22 protein-coding genes are annotated in these 22,588 nt (G+C 68.6%); 6 read left to right on the top strand and 16 right to left on the bottom strand.

The window, feature by feature from the left end; all coding sequences use genetic code 11:
• Positions 1-977: 977 nt before the first annotated feature.
• From OHU34_RS45160 to OHU34_RS45190, 7 genes are all read right to left on the bottom strand, one after another.
• Complete coding sequence (locus OHU34_RS45160; RefSeq protein ID WP_331733690.1) at positions 978-1,796, bottom strand: zinc-dependent metalloprotease; 819 nt, start codon at positions 1,794-1,796, stop codon at positions 978-980.
• Positions 1,797-1,955: 159 nt separating this feature from the next.
• Complete coding sequence (locus tag OHU34_RS45165; protein WP_331733693.1) at positions 1,956-3,230, bottom strand: acyl-CoA dehydrogenase family protein; 1,275 nt, start codon at positions 3,228-3,230, stop codon at positions 1,956-1,958.
• A gap of 80 nt (positions 3,231-3,310) precedes the next feature.
• Positions 3,311-3,925 carry a GAF domain-containing protein gene (locus OHU34_RS45170; RefSeq protein WP_331733696.1) on the bottom strand — a complete coding sequence of 205 codons (615 nt, stop codon included), beginning with the start codon at positions 3,923-3,925 and terminating at the stop codon, positions 3,311-3,313.
• Complete coding sequence (locus OHU34_RS45175; protein ID WP_331733699.1) at positions 3,922-4,521, bottom strand: ATP/GTP-binding protein; 600 nt, start codon at positions 4,519-4,521, stop codon at positions 3,922-3,924. The genes OHU34_RS45170 and OHU34_RS45175 overlap by 4 nt, the downstream gene beginning before the upstream one ends.
• A 5-nt stretch (positions 4,522-4,526) precedes the next feature.
• Positions 4,527-4,898, bottom strand: a complete 372-nt coding sequence (locus OHU34_RS45180; RefSeq protein WP_405772731.1) for a DUF742 domain-containing protein — start codon at positions 4,896-4,898, stop codon at positions 4,527-4,529.
• Between the two features lie 38 nt (positions 4,899-4,936).
• Entirely contained in the window at positions 4,937-5,449 is a 513-nt protein-coding gene (locus tag OHU34_RS45185; protein ID WP_235034763.1) for a roadblock/LC7 domain-containing protein, read from the bottom strand.
• 46 nt (positions 5,450-5,495) lie between these two features.
• Positions 5,496-6,287, bottom strand: a complete 792-nt coding sequence (locus OHU34_RS45190; protein WP_331733706.1) for an ATP-binding protein — start codon at positions 6,285-6,287, stop codon at positions 5,496-5,498.
• A 121-nt stretch (positions 6,288-6,408) separates the two neighbouring features.
• Between OHU34_RS45190 and OHU34_RS45195 the strand changes: the two genes are divergently transcribed.
• Together OHU34_RS45195 and OHU34_RS45200 are read left to right on the top strand one after the other, a co-directional pair.
• A protein-coding gene (locus tag OHU34_RS45195) for an IS5 family transposase (protein WP_405764611.1) occupies positions 6,409-7,226 on the top strand; the annotation gives its coding sequence in 2 pieces (ribosomal slippage) (positions 6,409-6,760 and positions 6,760-7,226; 819 coding nt in all).
• Between the two features lie 366 nt (positions 7,227-7,592).
• Positions 7,593-8,108, top strand: coding sequence for a hypothetical protein (locus OHU34_RS45200; RefSeq protein ID WP_331733709.1), 516 nt, complete (start codon positions 7,593-7,595; stop codon positions 8,106-8,108).
• Between the two features lie 110 nt (positions 8,109-8,218).
• On the opposite strand, the gene OHU34_RS45205 is transcribed toward OHU34_RS45200, so the two are convergent.
• The 5 genes from OHU34_RS45205 to OHU34_RS45225 all read right to left on the bottom strand — a co-directional run bounded on the left by OHU34_RS45205 (position 8,219) and on the right by OHU34_RS45225 (position 13,590).
• Positions 8,219-9,343, bottom strand: a complete 1,125-nt coding sequence (locus tag OHU34_RS45205) for a protein-L-isoaspartate(D-aspartate) O-methyltransferase (protein WP_331733712.1) — start codon at positions 9,341-9,343, stop codon at positions 8,219-8,221.
• A 20-nt stretch (positions 9,344-9,363) separates the two neighbouring features.
• Positions 9,364-10,221 carry a radical SAM protein gene (locus OHU34_RS45210; protein WP_331733715.1) on the bottom strand — a complete coding sequence of 286 codons (858 nt, stop codon included), beginning with the start codon at positions 10,219-10,221 and terminating at the stop codon, positions 9,364-9,366.
• A gap of 355 nt (positions 10,222-10,576) precedes the next feature.
• Positions 10,577-10,996, bottom strand: coding sequence for an ATP-binding protein (locus OHU34_RS45215; protein WP_405772826.1), 420 nt, complete (start codon positions 10,994-10,996; stop codon positions 10,577-10,579).
• 678 nt (positions 10,997-11,674) lie between these two features.
• Positions 11,675-12,274: an N-acetyltransferase gene (locus tag OHU34_RS45220; protein ID WP_331733721.1), complete on the bottom strand. Its 600-nt coding sequence runs from the start codon at positions 12,272-12,274 to the stop codon at positions 11,675-11,677.
• Positions 12,271-13,590: a hypothetical protein gene (locus OHU34_RS45225; RefSeq protein WP_331733723.1), complete on the bottom strand. Its 1,320-nt coding sequence runs from the start codon at positions 13,588-13,590 to the stop codon at positions 12,271-12,273. Before OHU34_RS45225 ends, OHU34_RS45220 begins: the two co-directional genes overlap by 4 nt.
• Before the next feature lie 419 nt (positions 13,591-14,009).
• Between OHU34_RS45225 and tgmA the strand changes: the two genes are divergently transcribed.
• From tgmA to OHU34_RS45245, 4 genes are read left to right on the top strand one after another with little or no spacing between them, the layout of a single operon-like run.
• Positions 14,010-14,303, top strand: a complete 294-nt coding sequence (gene tgmA, locus OHU34_RS45230; RefSeq protein ID WP_331733725.1) for a putative ATP-grasp-modified RiPP — start codon at positions 14,010-14,012, stop codon at positions 14,301-14,303.
• Positions 14,300-15,247 carry an ATP-grasp ribosomal peptide maturase gene (tgmB, locus tag OHU34_RS45235; RefSeq protein WP_331733727.1) on the top strand — a complete coding sequence of 316 codons (948 nt, stop codon included), beginning with the start codon at positions 14,300-14,302 and terminating at the stop codon, positions 15,245-15,247. Before tgmA ends, tgmB begins: the two co-directional genes overlap by 4 nt.
• Positions 15,244-16,371: an ATP-grasp peptide maturase system methyltransferase gene (tgmC, locus tag OHU34_RS45240; RefSeq protein WP_331733729.1), complete on the top strand. Its 1,128-nt coding sequence runs from the start codon at positions 15,244-15,246 to the stop codon at positions 16,369-16,371. Before tgmB ends, tgmC begins: the two co-directional genes overlap by 4 nt.
• 55 nt (positions 16,372-16,426) lie before the next feature.
• Complete coding sequence (locus OHU34_RS45245) at positions 16,427-17,134, top strand: class I SAM-dependent methyltransferase (protein WP_405772736.1); 708 nt, start codon at positions 16,427-16,429, stop codon at positions 17,132-17,134.
• Between the two features lie 220 nt (positions 17,135-17,354).
• Here the strand turns inward: OHU34_RS45245 and OHU34_RS45250 are convergent, their stop codons facing one another.
• From OHU34_RS45250 to OHU34_RS45265, 4 genes are all read right to left on the bottom strand, one after another.
• Positions 17,355-17,801, bottom strand: a complete 447-nt coding sequence (locus tag OHU34_RS45250; RefSeq protein WP_405772738.1) for a hypothetical protein — start codon at positions 17,799-17,801, stop codon at positions 17,355-17,357.
• A 409-nt stretch (positions 17,802-18,210) separates the two neighbouring features.
• The gene (locus OHU34_RS45255; RefSeq protein ID WP_331733735.1) at positions 18,211-21,687 is read right to left on the bottom strand and encodes a hypothetical protein; all 3,477 of its coding nucleotides are present in this window, start codon (positions 21,685-21,687) and stop codon (positions 18,211-18,213) included.
• Positions 21,687-22,139 (bottom strand): Tad domain-containing protein, encoded by a 453-nt coding sequence (locus tag OHU34_RS45260; RefSeq protein ID WP_331733737.1) that lies wholly within the window; start codon positions 22,137-22,139, stop codon positions 21,687-21,689. Before OHU34_RS45260 ends, OHU34_RS45255 begins: the two co-directional genes overlap by 1 nt.
• A complete protein-coding gene (locus OHU34_RS45265; RefSeq protein ID WP_331733739.1) occupies positions 22,139-22,582 on the bottom strand; it encodes a TadE family protein in 444 nt (147 codons plus the stop codon). Before OHU34_RS45265 ends, OHU34_RS45260 begins: the two co-directional genes overlap by 1 nt.
• Between the last annotated feature and the right edge of the window lie 6 nt (positions 22,583-22,588).

Consider the following 22,588-nt stretch of genomic DNA (forward strand, 5'->3'; position numbering starts at 1 on the left):
GGAGCCCGCCCCGTCCTGCGCCATGTGAGGCAGGACGTGGCCCGGCAGCAGGCCGGGGCGGGAGTCTGAGGGTGCGGCGTTGGCTTTCTTCGAGAACACCGCCGGCATGACGGCCGTGGTGCGCGGCCAGCACAAGGTGCAAACGCCTCAGGATCTGCAGAGGCCGCCTGCCTGAACTGTCAGCGCGGGGGCCTGCGGGCCGCTGCCGCGCGGCTGGCGTGAGGGGCGCTGGCCGTCCCGCGGACGGAACGTCGCACAGGATTCGGACAGACGATCGTGGATGTAGCCGTACGCAAACCAGCTTTTGCCGGTGCGAGTTGTTGCGCAGGAAGTCCGGTCGGCCGCAGCCCTGGGCGGGGCCGGTGCGTACCCACAGAGTCTCCAGGCGCCGGTCGGCCATCTCGTTCTCGTCCACATAGCCGATGCGCTGGCCGCGGGGATGGGGGACTTTGATGATGCGCGGCTGGGGGACGTGCTCTCCGGTCCATGAGGTGAGGTACGGAACCCGCATGCCCCGCCACAGCAGCGGCTTCACCGAGCCACCGTCCCCGCAGCACTCAGGGAGGCCGCGATCGTTGCACCGCCGGAATTGGCAGGACAACACCTTCGGCACTGGTTCGTTTCGGATGTGCCTTCGACGTCGAAGACGGGCGGTGTGAGCGCAGCACTCTCTTGGTCAGGGGAATCAGTGTGGTGGCTTGGAGCCCCGGCCCCGCCCTGGACCAGGGTCCGGTCCGGGGAACGAGAGGGCTGAGGGGGTGCTGCGCCAGGAAAGAGGAAGGCGGGATGGTCGGGCTGCACCGTTGTTGTCCTTGGTCTGCGTCGCGGAAAGCTCTCGGTGGTTCACCCGGCGCGGGGGCGGCTGTAGCGCGCTCGCAGAGGAGGGCGCGTCAAACAGTCGTCCCCGCGCCGGGCTGGTATCCCGCGCTGGGCAACGGGGGTGCCTGGCGAGGGACGTCAGAGGGCGGCACGCCCCGCTATCCGAAGCGCTGCATCCAGCCGATGGGTGTGCTGGCCTCATCGCGGGTCGGAACGAGGTCGGGACGGTGCCAGACCTTGTTGAAGGCATCGAGGCCGTGCGTGGTGACGATTTCCTCCACGCTGTCGACGGCCCTGGTGAAGTACTCCAGCGTTTCGGCGCGTTGGGGGGTGTCTGCCAGGTCTCTGTAGCGGTGCGTGGCGTGTGGGCTGATCTCCTTCAGCGACACCGGGGCGCCGAGGAGTTTCGTCGTGATCTGCCGGTCGGCCCAGTAGGCGTGCCCTTCCACGAGGAAGGCGTAGTCGCGGTCGGCTATGCCCCGCAGCTCCGGGTAGTAGCTGTCCTGTAGCTGCCACATCGCACCGTGGTCGGTGGCGTGCTGGGCGATGTGGGTCAGCTCGTGGCCGATGACCTTGGTGAGCACGGCCTGGTCGTTGAGCCGGCCGGCTTCGCGCATGGACTGGGGCAGGATCACGAGCTCGAACTGGCTCGGACGGAAGTCGACGACCTGGGCGCCGATCAGGGGCCAGATCCGGTGCCTGCCGTTGCACTGGGTGTAGTGCTGCACCTTCGCCTGGCGCCTGCGCCTTCGAGGAGCGCGCAGCTCGCGGGCTTCGGCCCGCAGCAGCCGTGCGCTGCGGCGCTGGTGCGCCTTCAGCCATGCGCGTGGGGACATGGTCCGGATGACCACCGTGTCGGGCAGGGCCAGTCCCGTCACCGCTTCGACGAGGGGGGCGGTTTCGGCGGCGACGGCCTCAACGCGCTGCGCCAGGTCATCGAATCTGCGGCCTGCGTCATGGTGGACGGTGATGTTCATGCGTTCCTTTGAGAAGGGTGGATGGGTAGGGGCGTGTGTGAGGGGAGGGGTGTGGGGGTGTGCGCCCCGCCGCAGGCCTGGCTTGATGGCGTGGTCTGCGGCGGGGCCGGGGCCCGCGCACGGCAATGCGGATACACGGGGGTGCCGTGCGCGGGAGCTCTACAGGGCGGTCGCCGGGTCTGCTCGGGCGTGCCGGGTGAGGTGGGCGAGGCGGGTGGACCACTGCGTTTGGTCGGTCTCCTCGCCGGGGTGGCCGTGTTCGTGGAGGAGGTTCTGGGCGAGGCGGATGCGCTGGACCTCGCCGGTGCCGGCGGGGGCGTAGGTGGTCTGCATGTCGCGCCAGACCCGCTCGAGGGGGTACCCCTCGATGAGCGCGTTTGCCCCATGCAGCTCCATGCTGTCCCGGCCTGCCTCGGCTGCGAGTTCGTGGCCGATGGCTTTGGCGGCGACGAGTTCCATGTCGCAGGGCAGGCCGCGGTCGAGCATGTCGACGGCGTGGTAGGCCAGGATCCGCGCCATGATCGCCCGGGCGGACATGCGGCCGAGCCGGTCACGGACCACGCTGAGGTCGGCGACTGTCCCTTTGTAGCGGGGGCGGTGGCTGAGGAACCGGGTGGTGAGGGCGACGGCCGCTTCGTGCAGGCCGAGGCTGACGGCGGCCAGGTTGGGTCTTCCGTACAGGATGCTGCTGGACTGCGCGACGTCGAAGCCCTGCCCCACCTCACCCATGACGTTCCGCGGCGGGATGCGGACGCGGTCGAAGCTGATCAGGCCGTAGCTGAAGCCGTGCAGGCCGAGCTTGCTGGTGTGGCGGTGGACGTGCACGCCTCGTTGTTCGGTCTGCACGAGGAACGCGGTGAGGGCCTGGGAGGTGCGCGTGCCGTGCGGGGCTGTGCGGGCGACGACAACATGCTGGTGGGCCAGGTGGCTGTTGCCGACGTGGGCCTTGGTCCCGGACAGCACCCAGGCCTTGCCGTCCCACTCGGCGCTGGTGGTCATGCCGCCGATGTGGCCGCCCTGGTCCGGCTCGGTCACCGCGATCGACATCAGCACGCTCCCGTCGGCGACGCTGGGAAGCAGAGCGGTGCGCTGCTCGTCGCTGCCGTAGTGGAGGAGGGCGGCGACCGGGATCAGGCTCGCCTGGAGGATCGCGGCGGCCGCGCCGGAGACGCGGGCAAGGCGGTGGATCAGGATCGTCTTGGCGACGTGTCCGGCCTGCATGCCGCCGAACGCGGTGGGGACGGTGACGCCGAACCAGCGGCGGCCGGCCATGAGCCGGGCGATCTTCCGGTCGACGCGGCTGGGCGCGCTCTCCATGCGTTCCACCAGGGGAAGGACCTCCTCTTGGGCGAAGGCGTCGGCGTCCGCCCACAGGGCCTGGTGGCTGAGGGTGAGGAACCTGTCGAGGGTGGCGGGCGTTGTGGGTATGGGCATGGCGGTCCCTCTTGCTGGTGGGCTCACATAGCGGCTGCGGTCAGAACCGCGTGTGGGGGGTTCTCGGGCACCCGGGTGCGTCAGAGGGCGGGCATCTTGAGCTTGGCGGCGGCCGCGCGGGCGCCGTCCTTGACGATGGCCTGAAGCCGCGCTGCGTCGGCGAGAGTTCGCGGCTCGGGGTCGACGATGCAGACCGTGGCCAGTACGAGGCCGGTGGTCTCGTCGATGAGGGGGCTGCCGAAGTAGGACTGGATGCCGATGGCGTCGACGACGTGGTTGCCCTGGAAGCGCGGGGAGGCCGCCACGTTCGGCAGGGGCAGGCCGCGCCTGCGGTGGACGACCTCGGGGCAGTAGCCGTGGGCGCGGCTCATCGTGCGGCCGACGAGGGGGTAGCCGGCGTCGCGCGGCGGGTTGCGCAGTCCGAGGAAGGTCTGTTCTTCGCCGAAGGCGTTCACCATGGCGTAGAGGAAGCCGGCGCGTTCGCCCATGTCGACGGCGATGTCGTCGAGCACCTCGGATCCCTCCAGGCGGATGCCCAGCTCGTTGAATCGGGACAGGCGGGTGGCCATCTCGGTGAGTTCTGTGGCCGGGTCGTCGGTGAAGACCTGAATCCGGCGCTGCACCGTGTGAAGGGACGGGACCGGGGCTGGGGAGGCCGGTTCGGGCGTGGTCTGGTGGGGCGGGGTGAGGGTCATGGTGCGTCCAGGAGTGCGGAGTCGGAGGTTGCGGTGTTCACTACGTGCTGGACCAGGGCGAGGAGGATTCCGGCGACGGAATCGGCCTTGCGGGCGTCGCAGAACATCAGCGGCACTCCGGCGTCGACGTCGAAGGCCTCGCGGATCTCGCCAAGGCTGCGCGGGGCGGCCCCGGGGAACCGATTGATCGCGATGATGAAGGGCAGGCCGAGCTGTTCGAAGAAGTCGGCCGCGGGGAAGCTGCTGGCGAGTCTGCGGGTGTCGGCCAGGATGACGGCGCCGAAGGCGCCCTGAGCGATGTTGTGCCAGAAGCTCCAGAACCGTGGCTGCCCGGGGGTGCCGAACAGGTACAGCTCGACAGGCTCGGGTTCGTCCCAGCCGACCCGGCCGAAGTCGAAGGCGACCGTGGTGGTCGTCTTGTCCTCGATGCCGTGCAGGCTGTCGACGCTCTCGCCCTGGGCGGTGAGGACTTCCTCGGTGCGCAGGGGAGGGATGTCGCTGATGGATTCGATGGCGGTGGTCTTGCCGACGCCGAATCCTCCGGCGACGACCAGTTTCAGGACGGCCCGCTCGGCGGGCTGCGGCGGCTGGGTCACGCACGTCACCCGGCCATCGCGGCCGCATGGGGCCACTTGCGTCTGAGGCCGGCGCTGAACGCCTGGAGCGTTTGGAGGTCGGACCCCTCTCCGTCCGCCCGGTCCGGCGCGGGCACGGCCAGAGAGCCCGCGTCGATCAGGTCGGAGACCAGGACCGTCACCGAGGCGACGTGCAGGCCGATGGTGCCGGCCAGTTCGGCGATCGGACGCCGCCGCTGCCGGCACAGCTCGATGATCTGGGCGCTCTCCTCGGCCAGCCCGGGGCGAGGCTTGCGGCGGCCGGGACCCAGCACGGTGTGCAGGCTCAGCCTGTGACGGGGGCGGGTGCGGCCGTCGGTGACGGCGTACAGCCGCACGATTGAGGCCGTCTCATCCACGACCTGGGCCGGTAACGAGGCATGGCCTGGGCGGCGGCTCATGCGGCACCGTCGCTCTGGCCGTCGCGGGCGCGGACGGGGGTGGTCATGAACGGCGCGAACCGCGTCACTAAACGTCCGGTGGCGTAGGCGACCGTGCCGATGTTCGCGTCGGCGCGGGCCAGTACCACCAGCACTGTCGCAACGCTGCCCCCGCTCTTGTTGAAGGCCCGCCCGACGCCGGCGTCGGTGACCAGGAACAGTGCGTCATCCCGCTCCACCAGGACCTGCTGGGGCGGCAGCTTCGCACGCATCGGCCCGGAGACCCCTGCGGCCAGACCCGCCATTCCCGCGAACGCCGCAGCCAACTCGTCGGCCCAGTCGGCCTCCATGTGCGAGCAGCGCACCTGCTGCATGCCGTCGCGCGAGAGCAGCAGGGCGTCTGTGACACCGGGAGTGTCGTCGACGAACTGTTCGAGCAGGCGCGTCATCTGCCCCTTGACCTCGTCGGGGGAGGTCGCGGGAAGGTCGGAGATCACACCAGTAGTCGTGCCGTTCACGTCGTAGGTCATGGCAGTTCGCTCCATACGAATCAGGGGTCGGGTCACGAGGGGTTGTTCAGGGATGTGATGTGCCGGGGCCGGGACCGGCGCTCAGCCCGGCGTTGAGGTTCGTGCGCCAGTCCGCTGCGGCCCGGGGGTTCGCCGCCTGCGTGGGCATGGCTGGCGCGGTGGCTGCGGGCGGCATGGGCCTGTCCACGCGCTGGCGCCGGGGCAGGCGGTCCGTCGTGCCGCGGTTGTCCGGTGCGGGGCGTACGCGTTGCTGCACGGCTCCGGCATGCATAGGTGGGGCGGTGGGTACCGGCTCGGCGGAGATGGTGACGGTGCCGACCGCAGGAGGTGTCGGGACGAGGTAGCGATTGGGGATGATCACGTGGGCGGTGGTCCCGCCCATCGCGTTCATGACGAGCCAGACCTTCAGACCGTGCCGCGCAGCGATCTTCGCGGTGGTGATGAGGCCGAGATGTCCGTTGCGGACCTGGGCGGCGACGTCAGCCTGGTCCGGGTGAGCCAGAAGATGATTCAGCATGTCCCGCTGGGCCGGATCCATCAGGAGCGTCGCCCGGTCCTCGACCTCGATCAGCACACCGGCCGCCACCTTCTGCGCGCGGACCACCACGTTGGTCGCCGGGTCGGAGTGCTCCAGGCCGTTGTCGATCAACTCGGCAAGCAGGTGCGCCACTTCGGGGTGCACCTGGGCGGGCAGCGCGAACGCGGCGCCGACATCACCGGGCACAGTGAGCACGCGCGGGTACTTGACCACCTCGGACTTTGCGCCACGCAGGACGGTGCTGACCTGTACGGGTGCACGCGTCTCCCGAAGGGACCGGCCGCCGAGAACGACGGACACGCTCTCCACCATGCGCCGCAGACGCGTCGCAAGATGGTCGATCCTGAAGCTCCGGTCTAACTGGCTCTAACAAAAGTTGTTGATCATGTGACTGTTGGCTTGTCCGCTCGTTGGTCTGGTCGTGGGGAAACGCCAGTCGCGACCGTGGATCGTGTCGGATGAACTCTGGTCGCTCATCGAGCCGTTGCTGCCCGAGCCGGGCCCGAAGCTGGTCGAGGGCAGACCTCGGGTGCCGGACCGTCAGGCCCTGTGCGGAATCCTCTTCGTCCTGCACACCGGGATCCAGTGGGAGTACCTGCCCCAGGAGCTGGGCTTTGGCTCGGGGATGACCTGCTGGCGGCGCCTGGCGGCCTGGAACGAGGCCGGCGTCTGGGATCGGCTGCACGTGCTGCTGTTGGAGAAGCTGCGGTCGAAGGACCAGCTGGACTGGTCGAGGGCGGTGATCGACTCCTCGCACGTTCGCGCGGCCCGGCGGGGCCCAAAAGCGGACCCAGCCCGGTCGACCGCGCACGTCCGGGCAGCAAGCACCACCTCATCGTCGACGGACAGGGCATCCCGCTCGCGGTGTCGCTGACCGGCGGGAACCGCAATGACGTCACCCAACTCGAGCCTCTGCTGGACAAGATCCCGGCCGTCGCGGGCCGGGCCGGCAGACCGCGCCGACGGCCCGACGCGCTGCTGGCCGACCGCGGTTACGACCACGACAAGTACCGTCGCCTGCTCTGGCAGCGGGGGATCCGCCCCGTGATCGCGAAGCGAGGCGAGCCGCACGGCACTGGCCTGGGCGTTTTCCGCTATGTCGTCGAGCGCACGATCGCCTGGCTCCACGGCTTTCGCCGCCTGCGCATCCGCTGGGAACGACGCGACGACATCCACGAAGCGTTCCTCGGACTCGCCGTCTGCCTGATCACCCATCGCCACGTCCAGCGGCTTTGTTAGGGACAGTAAAAGCACCGGGTCCTCGGTCGCCTCCTGCAAACTGGTCAGGTGCTCCAGCATCTCGTCGATCAGAGCGTGCTGGCGTCGCGTCAAGGTCCGGTGCATCTCCACGAGCACGGCCGCCTGTGACTCGTCGTGCACCCGCAGCAGGGCACCCGCCCCCTGCACTTGGAGGTTCCCGATCAGTTCGAAGACGCTTTCCAGCGGGTCGTCGGCGGCTCGCTGGGGGTCTGGCGGGAGTGCCGGCCGGGATCCTCGGCAGAGCTCATCTGCCGTCCAGATCATGGTCTGTTCAGCAGCGCCTGCGGCTTGAGCGACCAGCTGTAACTCGGCGTCACGTTTGAGCTGGAGCGAGGCCGCCACGGCGTGCGCGCGGAGGACGCCGACGATTGCGGTGATGAGGACGCTGCCGGCCAGGCACAGGGCAACCTGCGGGGCGGTGAGCCCGAGAGCCCAGGTGATGGCTGCGGTGAGGCACGCCAGAACGGCCATGCAGGCGAACGGGGCGTGCAGGACGCCGACTACCTCGTCGAGGAGGTAGCGCTCTGTCCGGGAGCGGCGGCCGTGTCTGCGACGACGGGCGGTGGGCTGGAGGGAAGGCATGGGTTCCTCGTCATCAGTTCCAGCAGGGGGTACGCGTGTTGGCTGGGCGCGTCAGCGGGCTGGGCGGATGGCCTGCACAGTCCTGGCCACGATCACGCCGAGGTTGGTGAGCACGAGTACAGGGCTCAGCAGATCCGCTACGAACTGGCAGCCTGTCTGCGCGCTTTCTGGGCCCGGCAGCGAAAGAGACGTCCTGCAACATCGGTCGTGGTTCTCGCTGTGGGGAATCGAGACTTCACCCCAACCGATCGGACTACCGTGTTCGCTGAGCAGATTTGATGCGCTGGTGAGGCATTCGTGTGGCATTGGCCGGCATGACCTGGTCGTCGGCGTGAGCGGGACAAGCGCGGAAAGAGGGACGAGCCCTCGTGCTTTTCTCCGTCCGGCGGCTACAGAACGGTCTGCCAGGATCCACGGGTCAGGGTGGCCATCCCGTCAGGGGTGATGCTGACCTGGGCGCCGTAGATGGGGAGGGCGCCTTCGCGGTTGAGGCGGTTACGGATTCGGTCCAGTTCCGCCCACAGCCGACGGGAACCGCTCTCGTGCACGATGGGCGACTCGAGGAACCCGTGCGCGGTGGCGCGGGCCCAGGAACCGTCGGGGTGCAGCAGCCACACTGTGCGGGTGTCTCCGTCCTGGCTGCGCCGGTAGTCGATGCCGGGAAGTTTCAGCTCCAGCATCGACATGACGTCCCACGCGTCCGGCGGATACAGCAGCGGATACCGGCTGGTGGAGGTTTCCTCTCCCTGCCCGTGTGCCGACTGTTTCCAGATGCCTTCCGGCAGGTGTTCGTAGACGCCGCCGTGGTGCGCGCGCATGAACCCGGCCCGGTCCCACTCGATGCGGCCCGTGGCGCCGCCGTCCGCGGTCTTGTCCGCGGTGAGGATCAGGCCCGTGCCGGCAATCGTCGTCACGAACCGGCCGCCCGGCCGCAGCGCCCTGAGCCAGGAGACCGGCACGGGCCGTACGGACACGGTGGACACGATCCGGTCGTACTCGCCCGGCAGCGGCCCGGTGATGTCGCAGACTTCCATGCGGGGGCGGGCGTCGAGGACCGCGAGCCGCTCTTCCGCGAGCTTTACCAGGTTTTCGTCGATGTCCACGCTGGTTACCTTCGCGTCGCCGAGCCGAGCGCACACCAGGGCGGTGCCGTAGCCGGTGCCCGTGGTCACCAGGAGCTGGTCGCCGTCAGCGATCATCGCGTGCCGGTACATCCGCACGACAAGGCTCGGCAGTGTCGACGAGGAGGCCGGTTTGCCGTCGACGACCCTGTTGCTGGTGGTGTCGGCGTGGCAGGCGTCGACCTGGGTCACCAGCGTCTGATCACGATAGGCCGCCTGCAACCAGGCGGCGGGGTCATCGGCACCGGTGCGCAGATGCCACGTCTCGCCGTCCTGCTCCCACCATCGGGGTACGAACGAGTGGCGCGGCACGCCGGCCACGGCGGAGTGCCGGCGGGATTCCGGCCGCACGACCTCGTGGGCCAGGCGCCGGGCCTGCGGGAGCCACTTCATCGCTACACAGCCCTTTCGTCCTAGTAAGCAGGGTCGCAGGCTTCGGTGTTTGCGGGGTCGCAGTCACCGGAATCGTCAGGCGGGCACGCCGAAGCTGTTCGTGCCGGGATGCGGGCAGCGGTGGCCGCCCACTGCCAACCGCCGAACACTGCGGCAAGCCCGTCGTCCTTCGCGTTCCCCGTGGGAAGGAACCGACCGAGGACGCACGGGGTGACGGTGCCATTGGCCACGACGGCGGCCCGGCCCTTCGCGCAGCGGCCGCACAAGTCGGCGGTGCTCGGGACGTGGACCTCGCCGCGGCCGATGCTGCGGACACGGTCGGTGTTCACCGCGCGGACGCCGAGGCCCAACAGCTCCTTGCGGGCCGCGGTCGTACGCTGTCCTTCGAACACCTCGACGATGCCGACCTGGAGTGGGATGCCCCGGTCGATGGCTTGGACGATTTTCGCGCGGGTCGCGCCGTGCGAGCCCTTGCGGCCGGTCACGCGGTCGTGTTCCTCAGCGATGTCGCTGTAGTACGACGTCGCCAGACACACTCTCGGGTGCGCGAACAGATCCCAGTGCGCCCATTTCACCCGGTACAGATTGCTGTAGACCTGCACCTCGAGCCCGAGCGCTAAAGCGCGGTGCACCAGGGCCTCGAACTGCGGGTGCATCGTCGGCTCGCCGCCGATGAACTGGACCTTCTTTACACCGATCTCGGCAGCCTCGCTGATGATCTGCTTCCAGTCGTCGGCGGTCAAACTGCCGTGGTCCTCGGTCGGGCCGGCCTCGGCGTAGCACAGGGAGGGACAGGTCAGCTGACACCTGCCGGTGATCTCCAGCTCGAGGAACTCCGACGCGGCCGGCTTGGTGAAAACTTCGGGAGCGATCGTCATCGTGCGCCTCCTTGACGTCGAGTGCATTGCTGGGAGAACCGGCGCGGGACAGATACGCGGCCGTGGGGGGACGGTCGGGTAGTCGGCCCCGCGCCGGGGTCTTGCCTGCCTGGCAGCCGGAGCAGTTCTCCGGCCGCAGTGCAGAGGTTCACGGCATCGCCAGGTCTGAGCAGCTTGACGCGCGGCGCGGGGCCGAACGGGTATACCCATGCGGCCCGTAGCGTCACGTCGAGCAGGGCGACCACGCTCACCAACGGCGCGATGAACGCATTCGCTGACCTCGTCGAACAGACCGCGATCATTTTGGGGACCAAGGCCTCGCCTGCGGCCGACTGACGATGCGATGTTCGGGTGGTCACGGTTGCTCTGGCAGTACGACGAGGCTGCACCAGGTCTCCGAACCGTCGCGGCTGGTTCCCCACCTGCCGCCGTTCTCATGGACCAAGGCATCGACCAGAGCCAGACCACGCCCCGATTCGGCCTCGCCGTCAACGTCCTTGCGCGGAGCGCGGCCCGGCATACCGTCGGCGACGGCAATGCGCAGGACGCCGTGCTCGAGGTGAAGGCTCAGAGTGACCTGGCGGGTGCCACTGTGCAGGACTGCATTCGTCAGCAGCTCCGAGACGATGAGCAGCACTTCGTCGATGAGCATGTTCAGGCCGTAGCACCTGAGTTTGGCTGCCACGGCCCGGCGCATGACCCCGACCTGGTAAGCATCCTGTACGCGGGGTGGAGCGTCACAGGAGCGAGGGGCGATCGCGAGCCGCGTGTCCATCACGTTGCTGGTGTGGTCCGAAGACCGGTACTGCTCTCCTACCGCCGCGCTTGCCACGGCGCCTCCCTGGTCGGTCGTCACGTGGGGACAAAGCAACCAGCAGGCCAGCGGCGGCTGCGACGCCAGCGCGATGCAAGAACGATGTAAGTGGAATTCGAGGTAGTAGCCTGAAGGCGCGCGATGGCCCGCCCGCAGTTCGCTCCTTGGTAAGAGACTCTGTTTGACGCCCGCGCTGTCCTGCCATAACGATGCCCCTTCCGGGCTACGGCCTTGACCTCCACTGCGTTTGGCGCGGCGTGATCACGGTTGCGGAAATGGCAGGTTCAGGGCTTCCCGGGAAACAAGCCGTGGCTCCTGACGGCCAAGCTGAGTCGTTGTGCCGCATTTGAATGGGCGTCAGCATCGGCTGGCGACAGGGGTCGGCAACGGGGCGCTGGGACACAACGGCGTCAGATTGATCACTCGTGCAGGCCGGGGGCTGCGACCCGCGCTGTCTGTGCTGGTCGAGCCCCAACGAGCGAGGCGACCCATGTCGCTGCTTGCTGAACTACGAAGTCCGACACCTGGCAGTGAAGCTGCCCCGAGATGGTTATTGCGTCTGCGCCGACTGATTGGCAACACGCTGCAGAAGGAGTCCGCTCTGCTAACACACTTGCCCCGGGCAACTCCCAAGTGAAATCAGCGTCTTGGTTCCGGCAAACCCTCAGCAGATTCAACCCGGAGGAGCAGAAGGTCATAGACCGGTCCGTCGGGTTCGTTGCGGTACGGGCCGGCGTCCTGGTAGCCGAGCCTGTCATACAGCGAGCGCCCGCTGGCGTTGTCGGGACGTACCAGCAGAGAGGACCACTCCGGGTTGATCGATGTGACGAGTGCGGCGTGTAGACGGGTACCGATGCCTCGGCCCTGCCAGGCTGGGGTGACCGCAAGCTCGCACAGCCCCATCAGACGACCGGCGCGGACAGGTTCAGGGATCTGGGGCAGCAGTTCGCTGCCGAACCAGTACTCCGGCGTGCAGGGAAAGGCGTACCCGAAGCCGACCATGGCGCCGTGCGCGTACGCCGCGACCAGTGTGAATCCCTCCCTGTGGTGGTGGACATGTCCGAGGACCTGACGGCGCAGCGCGGGTACGGACAGGCCGTCAGTGGCGGCGCCAGGGGTGTCCACGATCTCGGGGTGGGCGTCGGCCCAGAGGTCGGCGACCGTGTCGATCAGCGGTGCGACCTGGCCGGGTCCGTAGGTGCGGATCACGACGTCTGAGTGGGTGCTGGGGGTGCTCACGCCCGTCCTCCTGCGGTGGCGGTGATGGTGCGGTACTCCTCGATCCAGTCTGCGACCGCAGGGACGCGGTTGTGCCGCTGGAGTGCACCCGCAACATTGTGAAGCGCTTGCAATAGCCGGTCGGAGCGCACTTCGGGGAGAAATTCCAAGACCTTGCCTGCGGCCTCGGCGGCGGCCTCCGGCTCGGGCCTGCCCCTCACGGCATGCTGGATGGCTACGTCGGCGGTGTACAGAGCAGAATTCCTCGCAAATGTCCCCCCGTGTAGCATGACGGCCTGCTCGGCCCCGGCCGCGGCGCGTTCGTGCTGTCCGAGATCAGCCCGGGCCAGGGACTCCAACCCGGCGAGTTCGCCGGGTGCGAAGAAGCCCAGCCATGCCGGGTCTGCATCGCTGGGCCCCTGGGCATACAGACGATGGGACTTCACGATCGCCCGATCCGTCGCGCTGGCGTCACCAGCGAGTGCCCAGCCTCCGGCCTCACGCATGTGGAACAGGGACAACAGCCGGGCGGAACCGATGTGGCGGGCGACAGTTTGCGCACCCTGCGCGGCGGCGACCGCCTCACGCGGCCGTCCCTGGGCCTTGGCCAGCAGGCTCAGGCAGCCGAATGCATGGCTCTCCAGTTCCGGGTCATCGGCGATCCGCGCGGCCGCGAGTGCCTCGCCGTACAGCGAGTGAGCGTCACCCGGGCGGCCGGAGTCGTACGACAACCATCCGGCGGCGATCGACAGAGCGCCGACCGCCGAGCGGAGTTTCCGCTCGGTCTTCCCCGTGTACGTGCCGGTCTGTAACCACTGGTAAGCGGTGTGCAGGGCCCGTGAGGCGGCCTGCCGCAGCATCGCCGAACCGTGGTCGTGGTCCTGCTCGTACAGCATGGACACGGCCCGGGTAACGGCGCGTACGTGGGTGGCGCCGATCTTTCCCGGAGATGTGTCGTCAGCGCCGAACGGCAGCCCGAGGGCGACGCCCGCGCCGTCGAGCAGGAAGTCACGCCGCTCCACCGGATCACTCTCCTCCCGTGGCACGGTCACGGTATCTACCGTGGCTGCAGAGGGCGCCGGGCTGGTACGAAAACCCAGTTGTGCCATGCTGCGGCCGGTCATCTGGGTAAGGATCCGCCGGTAGACGGCGCGAGGACAGTCGACCTCCCCGTCTTCCCAGGCTGCCACTAATCGGGTCTGGCACCCGACGTGCTCGCCCAGCTCCTCGCCAGCCTTGCGGACCGCCGAAGCGAACTCCATTCGGCTCATCTGGAAGTCCAGCTCGCGCACCTGACGCAGCACGGTATTGGGGAGCGCTCTGCGAGGGTCGGTCATGCCGGGCTCCGGAGTCCGCGAAGTGGAAGGGCGCGGCAACGGTACCGCGCTCCTCCTCATTTCATGCCCGGCCTAGGCTAACGCTCACTTGCCTGGACCGACTTACATCGTTCTTGCATTGCTCTGGCGTCGAATCCACAGGGGTACAGGTGCTTGAGTGGTAAGTGACATGACGCCTAATCAGGGACCTAGGAGCGCGGCTGTAGCAGATGCTGCAAGCAGCGCGAGGCGATGGTCAGAACGTCGGGCCACCAGCAAAAGGCCAGTTCATCCGCCAGACATAACACAGGGGCCGGCCCCTCCCTACGCTCCGGCAGCGAGGCCCGCTCACCTGTCTGGCACTGCGTACCGTGCGGAGCCGCCTCCACCTCTACGCATCAAGACCTTTACGTGCCCGTGCCACACACATAGGAGACGCGATGTTTGTACATTCCGACCGTCTGCCCACAAGCGCAGCCATCCCGCAGGGCATCAACACCCCGGAGCCGTGGGGCATCAGTCGCATGGCGCCGTACCCGACATCGGCTCCCGAATACACACAGGTAGAGCTGAACCCGGTCACCCAAACCGCCATATTCTTCGATGGCTCGGGCCGGGTGATGGAGATGCCCGGCCACGGCACCAGCACCGGCACCAGTCCGGCCACGGGAACCAGCCCCGACGGCAACGGCTCCACTCAAGACAGCGACACAGGCAGTGACAACGACCAATGAGCGATCAGCGTCCTGTGCTGGTCGTAACCAGCCTTTATGACCCCACAGCCGACGTGGTGATCAATGAGCTCCACGACCGGGATATCCCAGTCGTGCGGTTCGACTCGGGAGACTTCCCCGCATCGCTGTCGGTGGAGGCAGAGATTACTCAAAACGGCATCCAGGGACGCATCAGCACCCCGACGCGCAGTGCCGAGCTGGCCCACGTCCGCGCGCTCTACTACCGCCGCCCAACCGGCTTCGCCTTCCCTCACCTCGAAGATCAGGACGCGCGGTTCGCCATCACCCAAGCCCGATACGGCCTCGGCGGTGTGATCGCCTCGCTCCCTGACTGCCTGTATGTGAACCACCCTCACCGCATTGGCGACGCTGAATTCAAACCGGCCGGCCTCGCCGCTGCGGTGCAGGTCGGCCTCCAGGTTCCGCCTACTCTCATCACCTCCCAACCTGAGGCTGCCAGGACCTTCATCGAGCGCCACGGCCCGGTGATCTACAAGCCCTTGCACAATCCCGCCTATCACGTCGACGACGTCTCCTGCACCGTCGAGATTGCCGAGGCGGCTGCCGGAGACATCGACGACCGGGTGTCTGGCACTGCCCACCTTTTCCAACAGCGCGTACCCAAGACAGCGGACGTCCGCGTGACAGCGATCGGACTTCACACCTTCAGCGTTCGGATCGACTCCGATCTGTTGGACTGGCGCACCGACTACAGCCACCTGTCCTACACCCCCGTATCCGCCCCTGAGCAGATCGAGATCGCACTTCACGACTACCTCGACCACTTCGGACTGATCTTCGGCGCCTTCGACTTCGCTCTCGACGCCGAAGGCCAATGGTGGTTCCTGGAATGCAACCCCTCCGGCCAGTGGTACTGGCTACAGAACGAGACCGGACTGCCCATGTGCGCAGCCCTGGCCGATCTACTGGAAAGGAAATCGTGAGCGACTACGAACCACTCCTGAGGCAGCTCATCGACGCCGTGACGGCCGTCGGATCCCTACGCACGGACCCGTGGAAGAAGGCCGCTGAGGCCGTGCCCAGGCACGAGTTCCTGCGCACTGGCTTCTTCCGCGCAGTGCCCCACACGTCGCCCACCGCCTGGGCCCCCGTACTTCAGGATCAGGATGGCTGGCTCTCCGCCTGTTACGCCGACGAATCCTTGGTCACACAGATCGCTGGCACGATCAGACCAGCCAATATCCACGGCGAGATCATGCGCGAACCCACCAGCTCCAGCACGCTCCCCTCGCTGGTACTGCGCATGCTGGAGGACCTCCTCGTAGAGCCGGACATGAACGTGCTGGAGATCGGCACCGGAACCGGCTACTCCACCGCCGTGCTCTGCGCGCGCCTGGGCGATGACCACGTCACCTCGATCGAATACGACGAGGGGGTCGCCCAGCAAGCTCGAGACGCTCTCAGCCGACTCGGCACCTTTCCCACTCTGCTGACTGGCGACGGTCTTGCTGGCCACGAGCACGGCGCACCCTACGACCGGATCATCGCCACCTGCGCTGTACACACCGTGCCCGCGACCTGGCTCGAACAGACCCAGCCCGGCGGGCACATCCTGACGACCATCGGCGGCTGGCTCAACGCATCCGAACTGGTCCGCCTGACCGTCCACGAAGACGGCACTGCATCTGGGCCAGTACTGAGCGGACAGGTCAGCTTTATGCTCGCCCGCCCCCATCTGCCGCCGCCCATCGGACTGCTTCCCGACCTCAGTGCCGGCAACGAACGCGAAGCCCTCATCGGGGCCGACGTCCTCACTGACTGGACCACCCGTTTTGTCGCACAGTTCGCCGCGCCCCAGGCACAGCACATGCAACTGCGGCACGGCGAGCAAGACGAGGACGTCCTGATCGATGCCATGTCCGGATCGTGGGCCGCGCTCTACGAAGAGAATGGTCGCTGGATCGTCCGGCAGGGCGGTCCTCAACCCCCCTGGGACGCCATCGAGGACCACCTGGGCCGCTGGCATGCCGCCGGAACTCCGACGGTTCAAAAGGCCGCAGTCCGGGTCACCGCGCAATCCCAAAGCATCCACTGGGGGCATGCATGATAATTCCGGGTGGGATTCGACTGAACCTGCCCCGCGATCGACGGCACCCGCCAGGATGGACCGGGTGACCCGCACCGCAGACCTCTGGCACCACTACGGCCGCACCCGGCACACCACCGACCGTGCCGTGCCCAGCGAATTCCACTGGACCTGGGGCCAGGACAGCGGACCCGGAGCGGAACTCCTCGGCGACCTCGCCGGCCGTTATGTAGGCGATCTCGGAGCTGGGGCGGCCCGGCAGGCGTCCCACCTGGCCGTCCACCACCACCCCGCCGGCATCGTCGCCATCGATGCCTCGCCCGCTCAGCACGCCATGGCCTGCAACCTGTACGGCCACCTCGCCCCACGGCTGCGCCTGGCCCTTTGCGACGTGCCCGCCCACCTCAGGGCCAGCACCGACACCTATGACGTGCTTTACAGCGTCTCCGGCGCCGTCGACTTCACCGAGCCGCGCGACTTGCTGCCCGCAGCGGTGAGTGCGCTGCGCCCGGGTGGACGGCTGGTGTTTTCCACCCTCGCTCATCACCTCGGCGGCACGCCCGCCCACCCCGACGTGCAGCACACCGAGATCGGCGGGAAGACACCGGACGGCACGGCGGCCGTCATACGCCGCTGGGTGCTCCAGGAGCACGTGTGGACCGAGCTCCTTGACGAGGCCGGGTTCACCCGGATTACTACCGAGGTGCTACCCGGCGGACCGGGGCCGCGCGCCGCCGACACACTCCTGGTGACGGCGTATCGCACGCAGGAACCGTCCGGCTGAAGTGGCGCCGACTGGCCTGTCTGTTCCGGCCCGGCTTGGGTCCGCTCGCGCGGAGAGGACGGTCGGTGCGGTAGCAGCGTGCACGATAAGAACGGGACACCTCCGCGCGCGGATAGGACTTGTCGAGGACGCGATCCCAGTCGGCCGGCCACGGGACACCACCGCTCCCGCGGAGATGTCCCGTGGCCGGGGAATCAGGCCGGAGCACTGGCGTGTCTGGCTAGCCGAGGCTGGCGGAGAACTCCCCATTCTCTGCCTCTTCCGCGCTCAGCTGGACGGTGCCGCGGTGGGAGACCTCGACCTTGTAGAACTTCTCATCCTTGGGCACGTCTTCGACCGCAACGCCGAACTTGCAGGTACCGAAGGTGATGATTTCGCTGTCGCCGAGGGAGCCTGTGGCGATGACGTCTCCGTCTGCTCCGTAGACGGTGACGGAGGCGCCTTCGGCGATGTCGTCGTATCCGCCGGTTCCTTCGCAACCGCTGCCAGTTTCGGAGGCGTCTTCGAGGAGTGTGAACTCGCCTTCGAGGGTGAAGCTGCCGGGGCTTCCGGCGGCGCTGCTGGCGGTGATGGCCCAGATACCGCCCATCAGTCCTGCGCCGATGGCGAGTCCGATGAGGCCGGCGGTGAGCGGGCGGAGGGGCTTGCGGGGCGGGGCCGTGGGCATCGGCGGTGTGGCTGGCGCCTCGGGTGCCGATTCGGGGGCGGCCGGTGCGGTGGCAGGGTGTGCGGGTGTTTCGTCGGTCATGATCCCCCCAGGGTTGTGACGGATCGGCAGGTTATCGCCGGATGATGTTGATGTAGGCGGTCCGGTTGAAGGTTCACCGATTCGAGATCGGCATCACTACCGTCGACGACCTACTTGTCGGCGTTGTCGATGAGCCAGCGGGCGACCGTGCCGCCATACCGTCCGCTCCGCGCCCGCGGAGGTGTCCGGCACCTCAGCCGCTGGTCAGGTGGCAGATTTCAACGCGCGGTCAGCGGCGGCCGACCCCTAGCCGCGCCGCTTCCCATGTCCTTACAACTGGTGGGCGTGGACGTCGTCTGCGGTGATCAGAGCGTCGGGGCGCTCGCCACTACTCGGCTACAGCGCCTGCCTTGCGTGCGGTGCCCGAGCCGTTGAGGAGTTCGTTGATGAGCTGCGTGGTCTCCATCTCGAGCGAGCAGTCCAACTCCCGGTTGACCTGCTGCACGCGCGTGATCGCGGTGTGCAGCCCGGAGCGGTTCCCGCGCGCAGCCTCGAGACGCATCCAATCCCGGTAGAGGAGCTCAGCCGAATCGTCGACGTCGAGACCGGTCGAGACGGCCCGGCGCGCAGCGTCCAGATCATGATGCGGGCCTGCGGGAATGCGGTAGGTGGCCACGGTGTGCGCGACGTCGACGATCCGCGTGATCATTTCCTGTTGGTAGGGCTCGGCCCAGGGCAGTGGCCGACCGCCGAACGGCTTGCCCCGCACCAGAGTCAGCGCCTTCTCCAGGTCGGGAAGGCCGGACGTCCCCAGCGGCAGCGCGCGTTCGACGAGCTGGAGGAATCGGGTCCAGTCGCATCGCACGCTGGCAGTGAGCCGGTACGGGTCGTCGCCCGCCTTACGGCGCGGCACGTAGACATTGCCGGTCGGGTCGCTGCCCAGGGAGCTCCGCAGACCCTGCATCCTTGCGTTGAGGGTGGCCGTCGACCACGGACTGACGGGATCCATGTCCGAACACAGGACATCCGCACTCCGCCCCGGCCGGAAATACAGCAACGCGGCAAGCTGCGCCATCCTCGGGCCGTGGCCCGTGCTGTCCACGCCTGTCACCTCGACCGGCCCCAGGACCCGGATCTCCGGGGCGTGCAGTTCGTGCGCCCTGGACTCTTCCGCCTCCGCCGAGGCGGGCTCCTCGAATGCGGCCGCCGGACCGTCCGCAGCCGCTGTCTCTGCCGCGTAAGTGGAGTCTGCGGCACTCGCGGATGCTGGCATGGAAGGCCTCGTCTCCGGGCCAGCGTCGTTGCTGAGCCCAGATGACGGCGCGGCGGGGGAGAGGAGACGGAGCCCGGACGGATCGGTGCTGGCGGCGAGCAGGGCTGGGAAGACCTCACCGCTCACCTCCGTTGCCGCCGTCCGCGACGGGATCGGGGCGGCGGCGGGCGAGGGCACGGTCGGCTCCGCGGGCGATACCGGCTCGGGCTGCCTGCTGTCGAGCTCGTCCGGGATGTCCTGCCAGGGCCCCTCGGCCGGGTGGGAGGGCTGCCCGGAAACCTTCAACGCGGTGGTGATCTGCAGGTAGGCGGCGTGCTCCAGACGCTGCACCGTGATGTCGGCGCCGGCGTAGTCGAGCGTCTGCGGCTCGTTGAGGGAGGCGTTGAGGATCTCCGCCTCGGGGAAGCGGGCGGCCGCCGTACTCGCCGGGGCGATCAGGGTGACGGGCACCATCCCCGCCCGGTCGATGACGTCGGCGAACTGCCAGGCCGTGTCCTCGTCCAGGGAGGCCGCGCACAGGACCAGGTACGGCTGATGCTGGTTTTCGTGCATCTGGTGCGCTTCCAGAAGGCGTTCGCTTAGATCGCGCAGCGCGTGGGCGGCCTGCCGCATGTGGGCGATCCGCGCGGTGGGCAGCAGTTGGGGCAGGTCCTCGCCGAACCCGACGGTGACGACCTCGACTTCGGATGTCCACGGACTCATCCCGAGTTCCAGGGCGAGCGAGGCACATACCTCGGTGATGTGGACCAGGTTGCCGTCCAGCAGCAGCGCGGGCAGCCCGGCGAGGTTCAGCAGCAACAGATCGCCCGACTCGGTGCTGCCGATCGTGACCAGCGCCGGGTACGGCGCCGCCACGTCGCGGGCGGCCTCGTCGTCTAGGAGTGTGGCATCGGCGGGCAGGACCCACCAGCCGGCCTGCCCGGAGGTGAAGGGGGCCACCGGTTCCTGGGCGAGGTCCTCGGGCAGCACCTCCACCGTGCGGGTTCCGATGCGGGCGGCCCGTAACGGAGGCAGGACCGCGTCCTCTCCCTGCAGGGCCACGTGGTGGGCCAGGGTACGCAGCGACACATCCAGACGGGCAGCGCCGCTGGGCTCGGCTGCCGCCGCCAATTGGGCCTCGGCGGCGGACGTCTCCGACGCGATGGCGATCGTTTCGCCCGGTTTGCGGCGCCGGCGCTGCAGCGTCCTGCGCAGGGCGAGCGCACCGGTGATGGCGGCAGCGAGCAGCGCACCGGCGCCGAGCACGATCCGCAGGTTCAGCGGGCTGCTGGCCGGCGACGTCGCCGGGGTCTGAGGCGCTGGCGTGCTGGGGGTGGAGGCAGCGCCACCGGACCGCTCCGCCGACGCCGGCGGGGAGGCGGTCGGAGACGAGACACTGGCGGTGGGCTCGGGCGTCGCCGACGCTGCTGCGGGCGGAGAGTCCTGTTCCTGCCCAGGCCGCTGCTCCGGACGACTGGACGGTGCAGTGGGCGCCGACGACTGCGGTGCGGGCGTCGCGCTCTGGCTGGGCACAGGCGCCTGCGCGTTGCCCGTACCGTCGCCCGGCCTTTGTGCGCCGTCGGGGTTCTGGGGGGCCGGGGGAGTGGCCTCCTGGCTGCCCGACTCCTCACCCTGGCCGCGGTCTCGTGGCCGCTGGTCGGTCTCGGCACCGGGCACGGTGACTTGCTGTCCCGCGTAGACGACGTCGGGGTCGGTGATCTCGGGCAGGCCGTGCGGCTGTGGCTTGCCCCTGCTGGCCTCGAACAGCTGAGGCCATTCGTTTCCGTCGCCGAGCTCTTCCTCCGCGATCTTCGACAGGTAGTCGCCGGAGTGGACCGTGACGACGTGCCCGTCCTTCTTGCCGGCAGCCGGGGCGCTGTCACCGAGCTGCGTACGGGCGCCTCCCGCGGCCGCGGCGGTGTCGGGCATCTGCAGTTGCCAGCCGGGTTGCAGAAAGCTGTTCGCGCGGAAGACTGTGCCGTCGGCCATGGTCCGGCCCTCGTTCAGGTCGGCGATCTCCCGCCACCGCTCGCCGTCTCCCAGCTGCTTTTCGGCGATGCCCCACAGGCTCTCCGCGGGCCGGGTCTCGCGCACCGTGTACGTCGTGCGGGACTCAGGGGTGCTCGCCGCGGGCGCCTGAGCCTGCTCGGTCTCGGCGGCCTGCGCTTGGGCTGGCCCGGGGACGCGGGTCGCCGCGGTGGCTGGTGCGGCCTGGGCGTCGGATGCCAGCGCCGAGCTGGTGGGCAGCAGCACCAGGATGCTGCCGATCAGGAGAGCCGCGGCGCGTTGCGAGGCGCCCATCCCGCGCGGGGCGTGCCAGGTCCGGCCCCGCACCTGTGCGATCAGCTCGCGTACGGCGCAGAACGTGAACTGCAACCAGCCGATCCAGCCCACCGCGACGAGCAGCAGCAGGAACACGCTGCCGGTGTCCTGCCGGTCGAGCAGGTGCGTGAGGTCGTCATGGGTGGCAGCCCAGATGACCGGGGTGGCCCAGGCCAGCAGCAGCGGCAGCCCGGCGACCGCGACTGCCAGGGCCAGCAGGCTCAGCACGGCTTTGAGGACCCGTGCCAGGGTGCGGCCGGCGGTTGCGGTGGGAGAGGGGGTGGTGCGCATCAGTTTCCTTCGGGAGCCGTGACGCCGTGCAGGAGGGTGGCCTTGCCGTGGCCGGACACCGGCAGTGAGCCGATCCCCACCACCGATAGGAACTTTGTGTTGTATGAGCCGGTGATCGTGACGGTGAGGGTCTTGTCGTCGGCGGACACGCTGACCGTGCCGGTGGCACCGGCGGAGCGCAGGTAGGTCTGGGCGGCGGCGGCCGCGGCCTGCGGATCCACGACGACCGCCTTCCCGCTGATCGCGTCGGCAGGATTGATGGCCTGCCCGCCGGCTCGCGCGGCTTCGCCGGCGATGTAGTCGGCGCGCTCGGTGGCCCGCATCTTGCTGCCGCCGTCGACGGCGACGCCGATGATCCCGATCAGGGCGATGACGCAGACGGCGACGAAGACGGTGACGCCTCCCTGGTCGTCCAACTGTCCTCGGCGCAGGCACATCTGTTGGAAGGTCATCAGTCACCCCTCTGCCTGTACTGATCCACTACCGAGGTCGCGGTCGACGTGAGGGTCTTGGCTCCTGGCACGCCCGGAAGTAGAAGGTCTGCCAGATTGACGGTGCAGGTCACGGTCACGGTGACCGTGCCGACCTGCCCCACTGGAACGCTGAGACCGCCGGTGTTGATGCTGACGGACGTCGACGCGCATGTGATGCCCTGGTCCTCCAGGGACTCGGCGGCTGCCGACTGCGCGGCGCTCTGGGCGGCCGCCGCCGTGCGGTGGATGGACGCCTCCCTCGCCGCGTCCTCGGCCGCCGAGTCGATCTTCGCGCCGGAGGTCACGATCCGGCCGCCGGCGATCGCCAGGCACAGGAACATGATCAATGCGGGGAGGACGATCGCCGCCTCGATCGCGGCACTCCCCTGATCGCTGCGGGCTCTGCGAGCCCAATGGGCCATGGATCG

The organism is Streptomyces sp. NBC_00080, assembly GCF_045041255.1.
Taxonomy (GTDB): domain Bacteria; phylum Actinomycetota; class Actinomycetes; order Streptomycetales; family Streptomycetaceae; genus Streptomyces; species Streptomyces coriariae.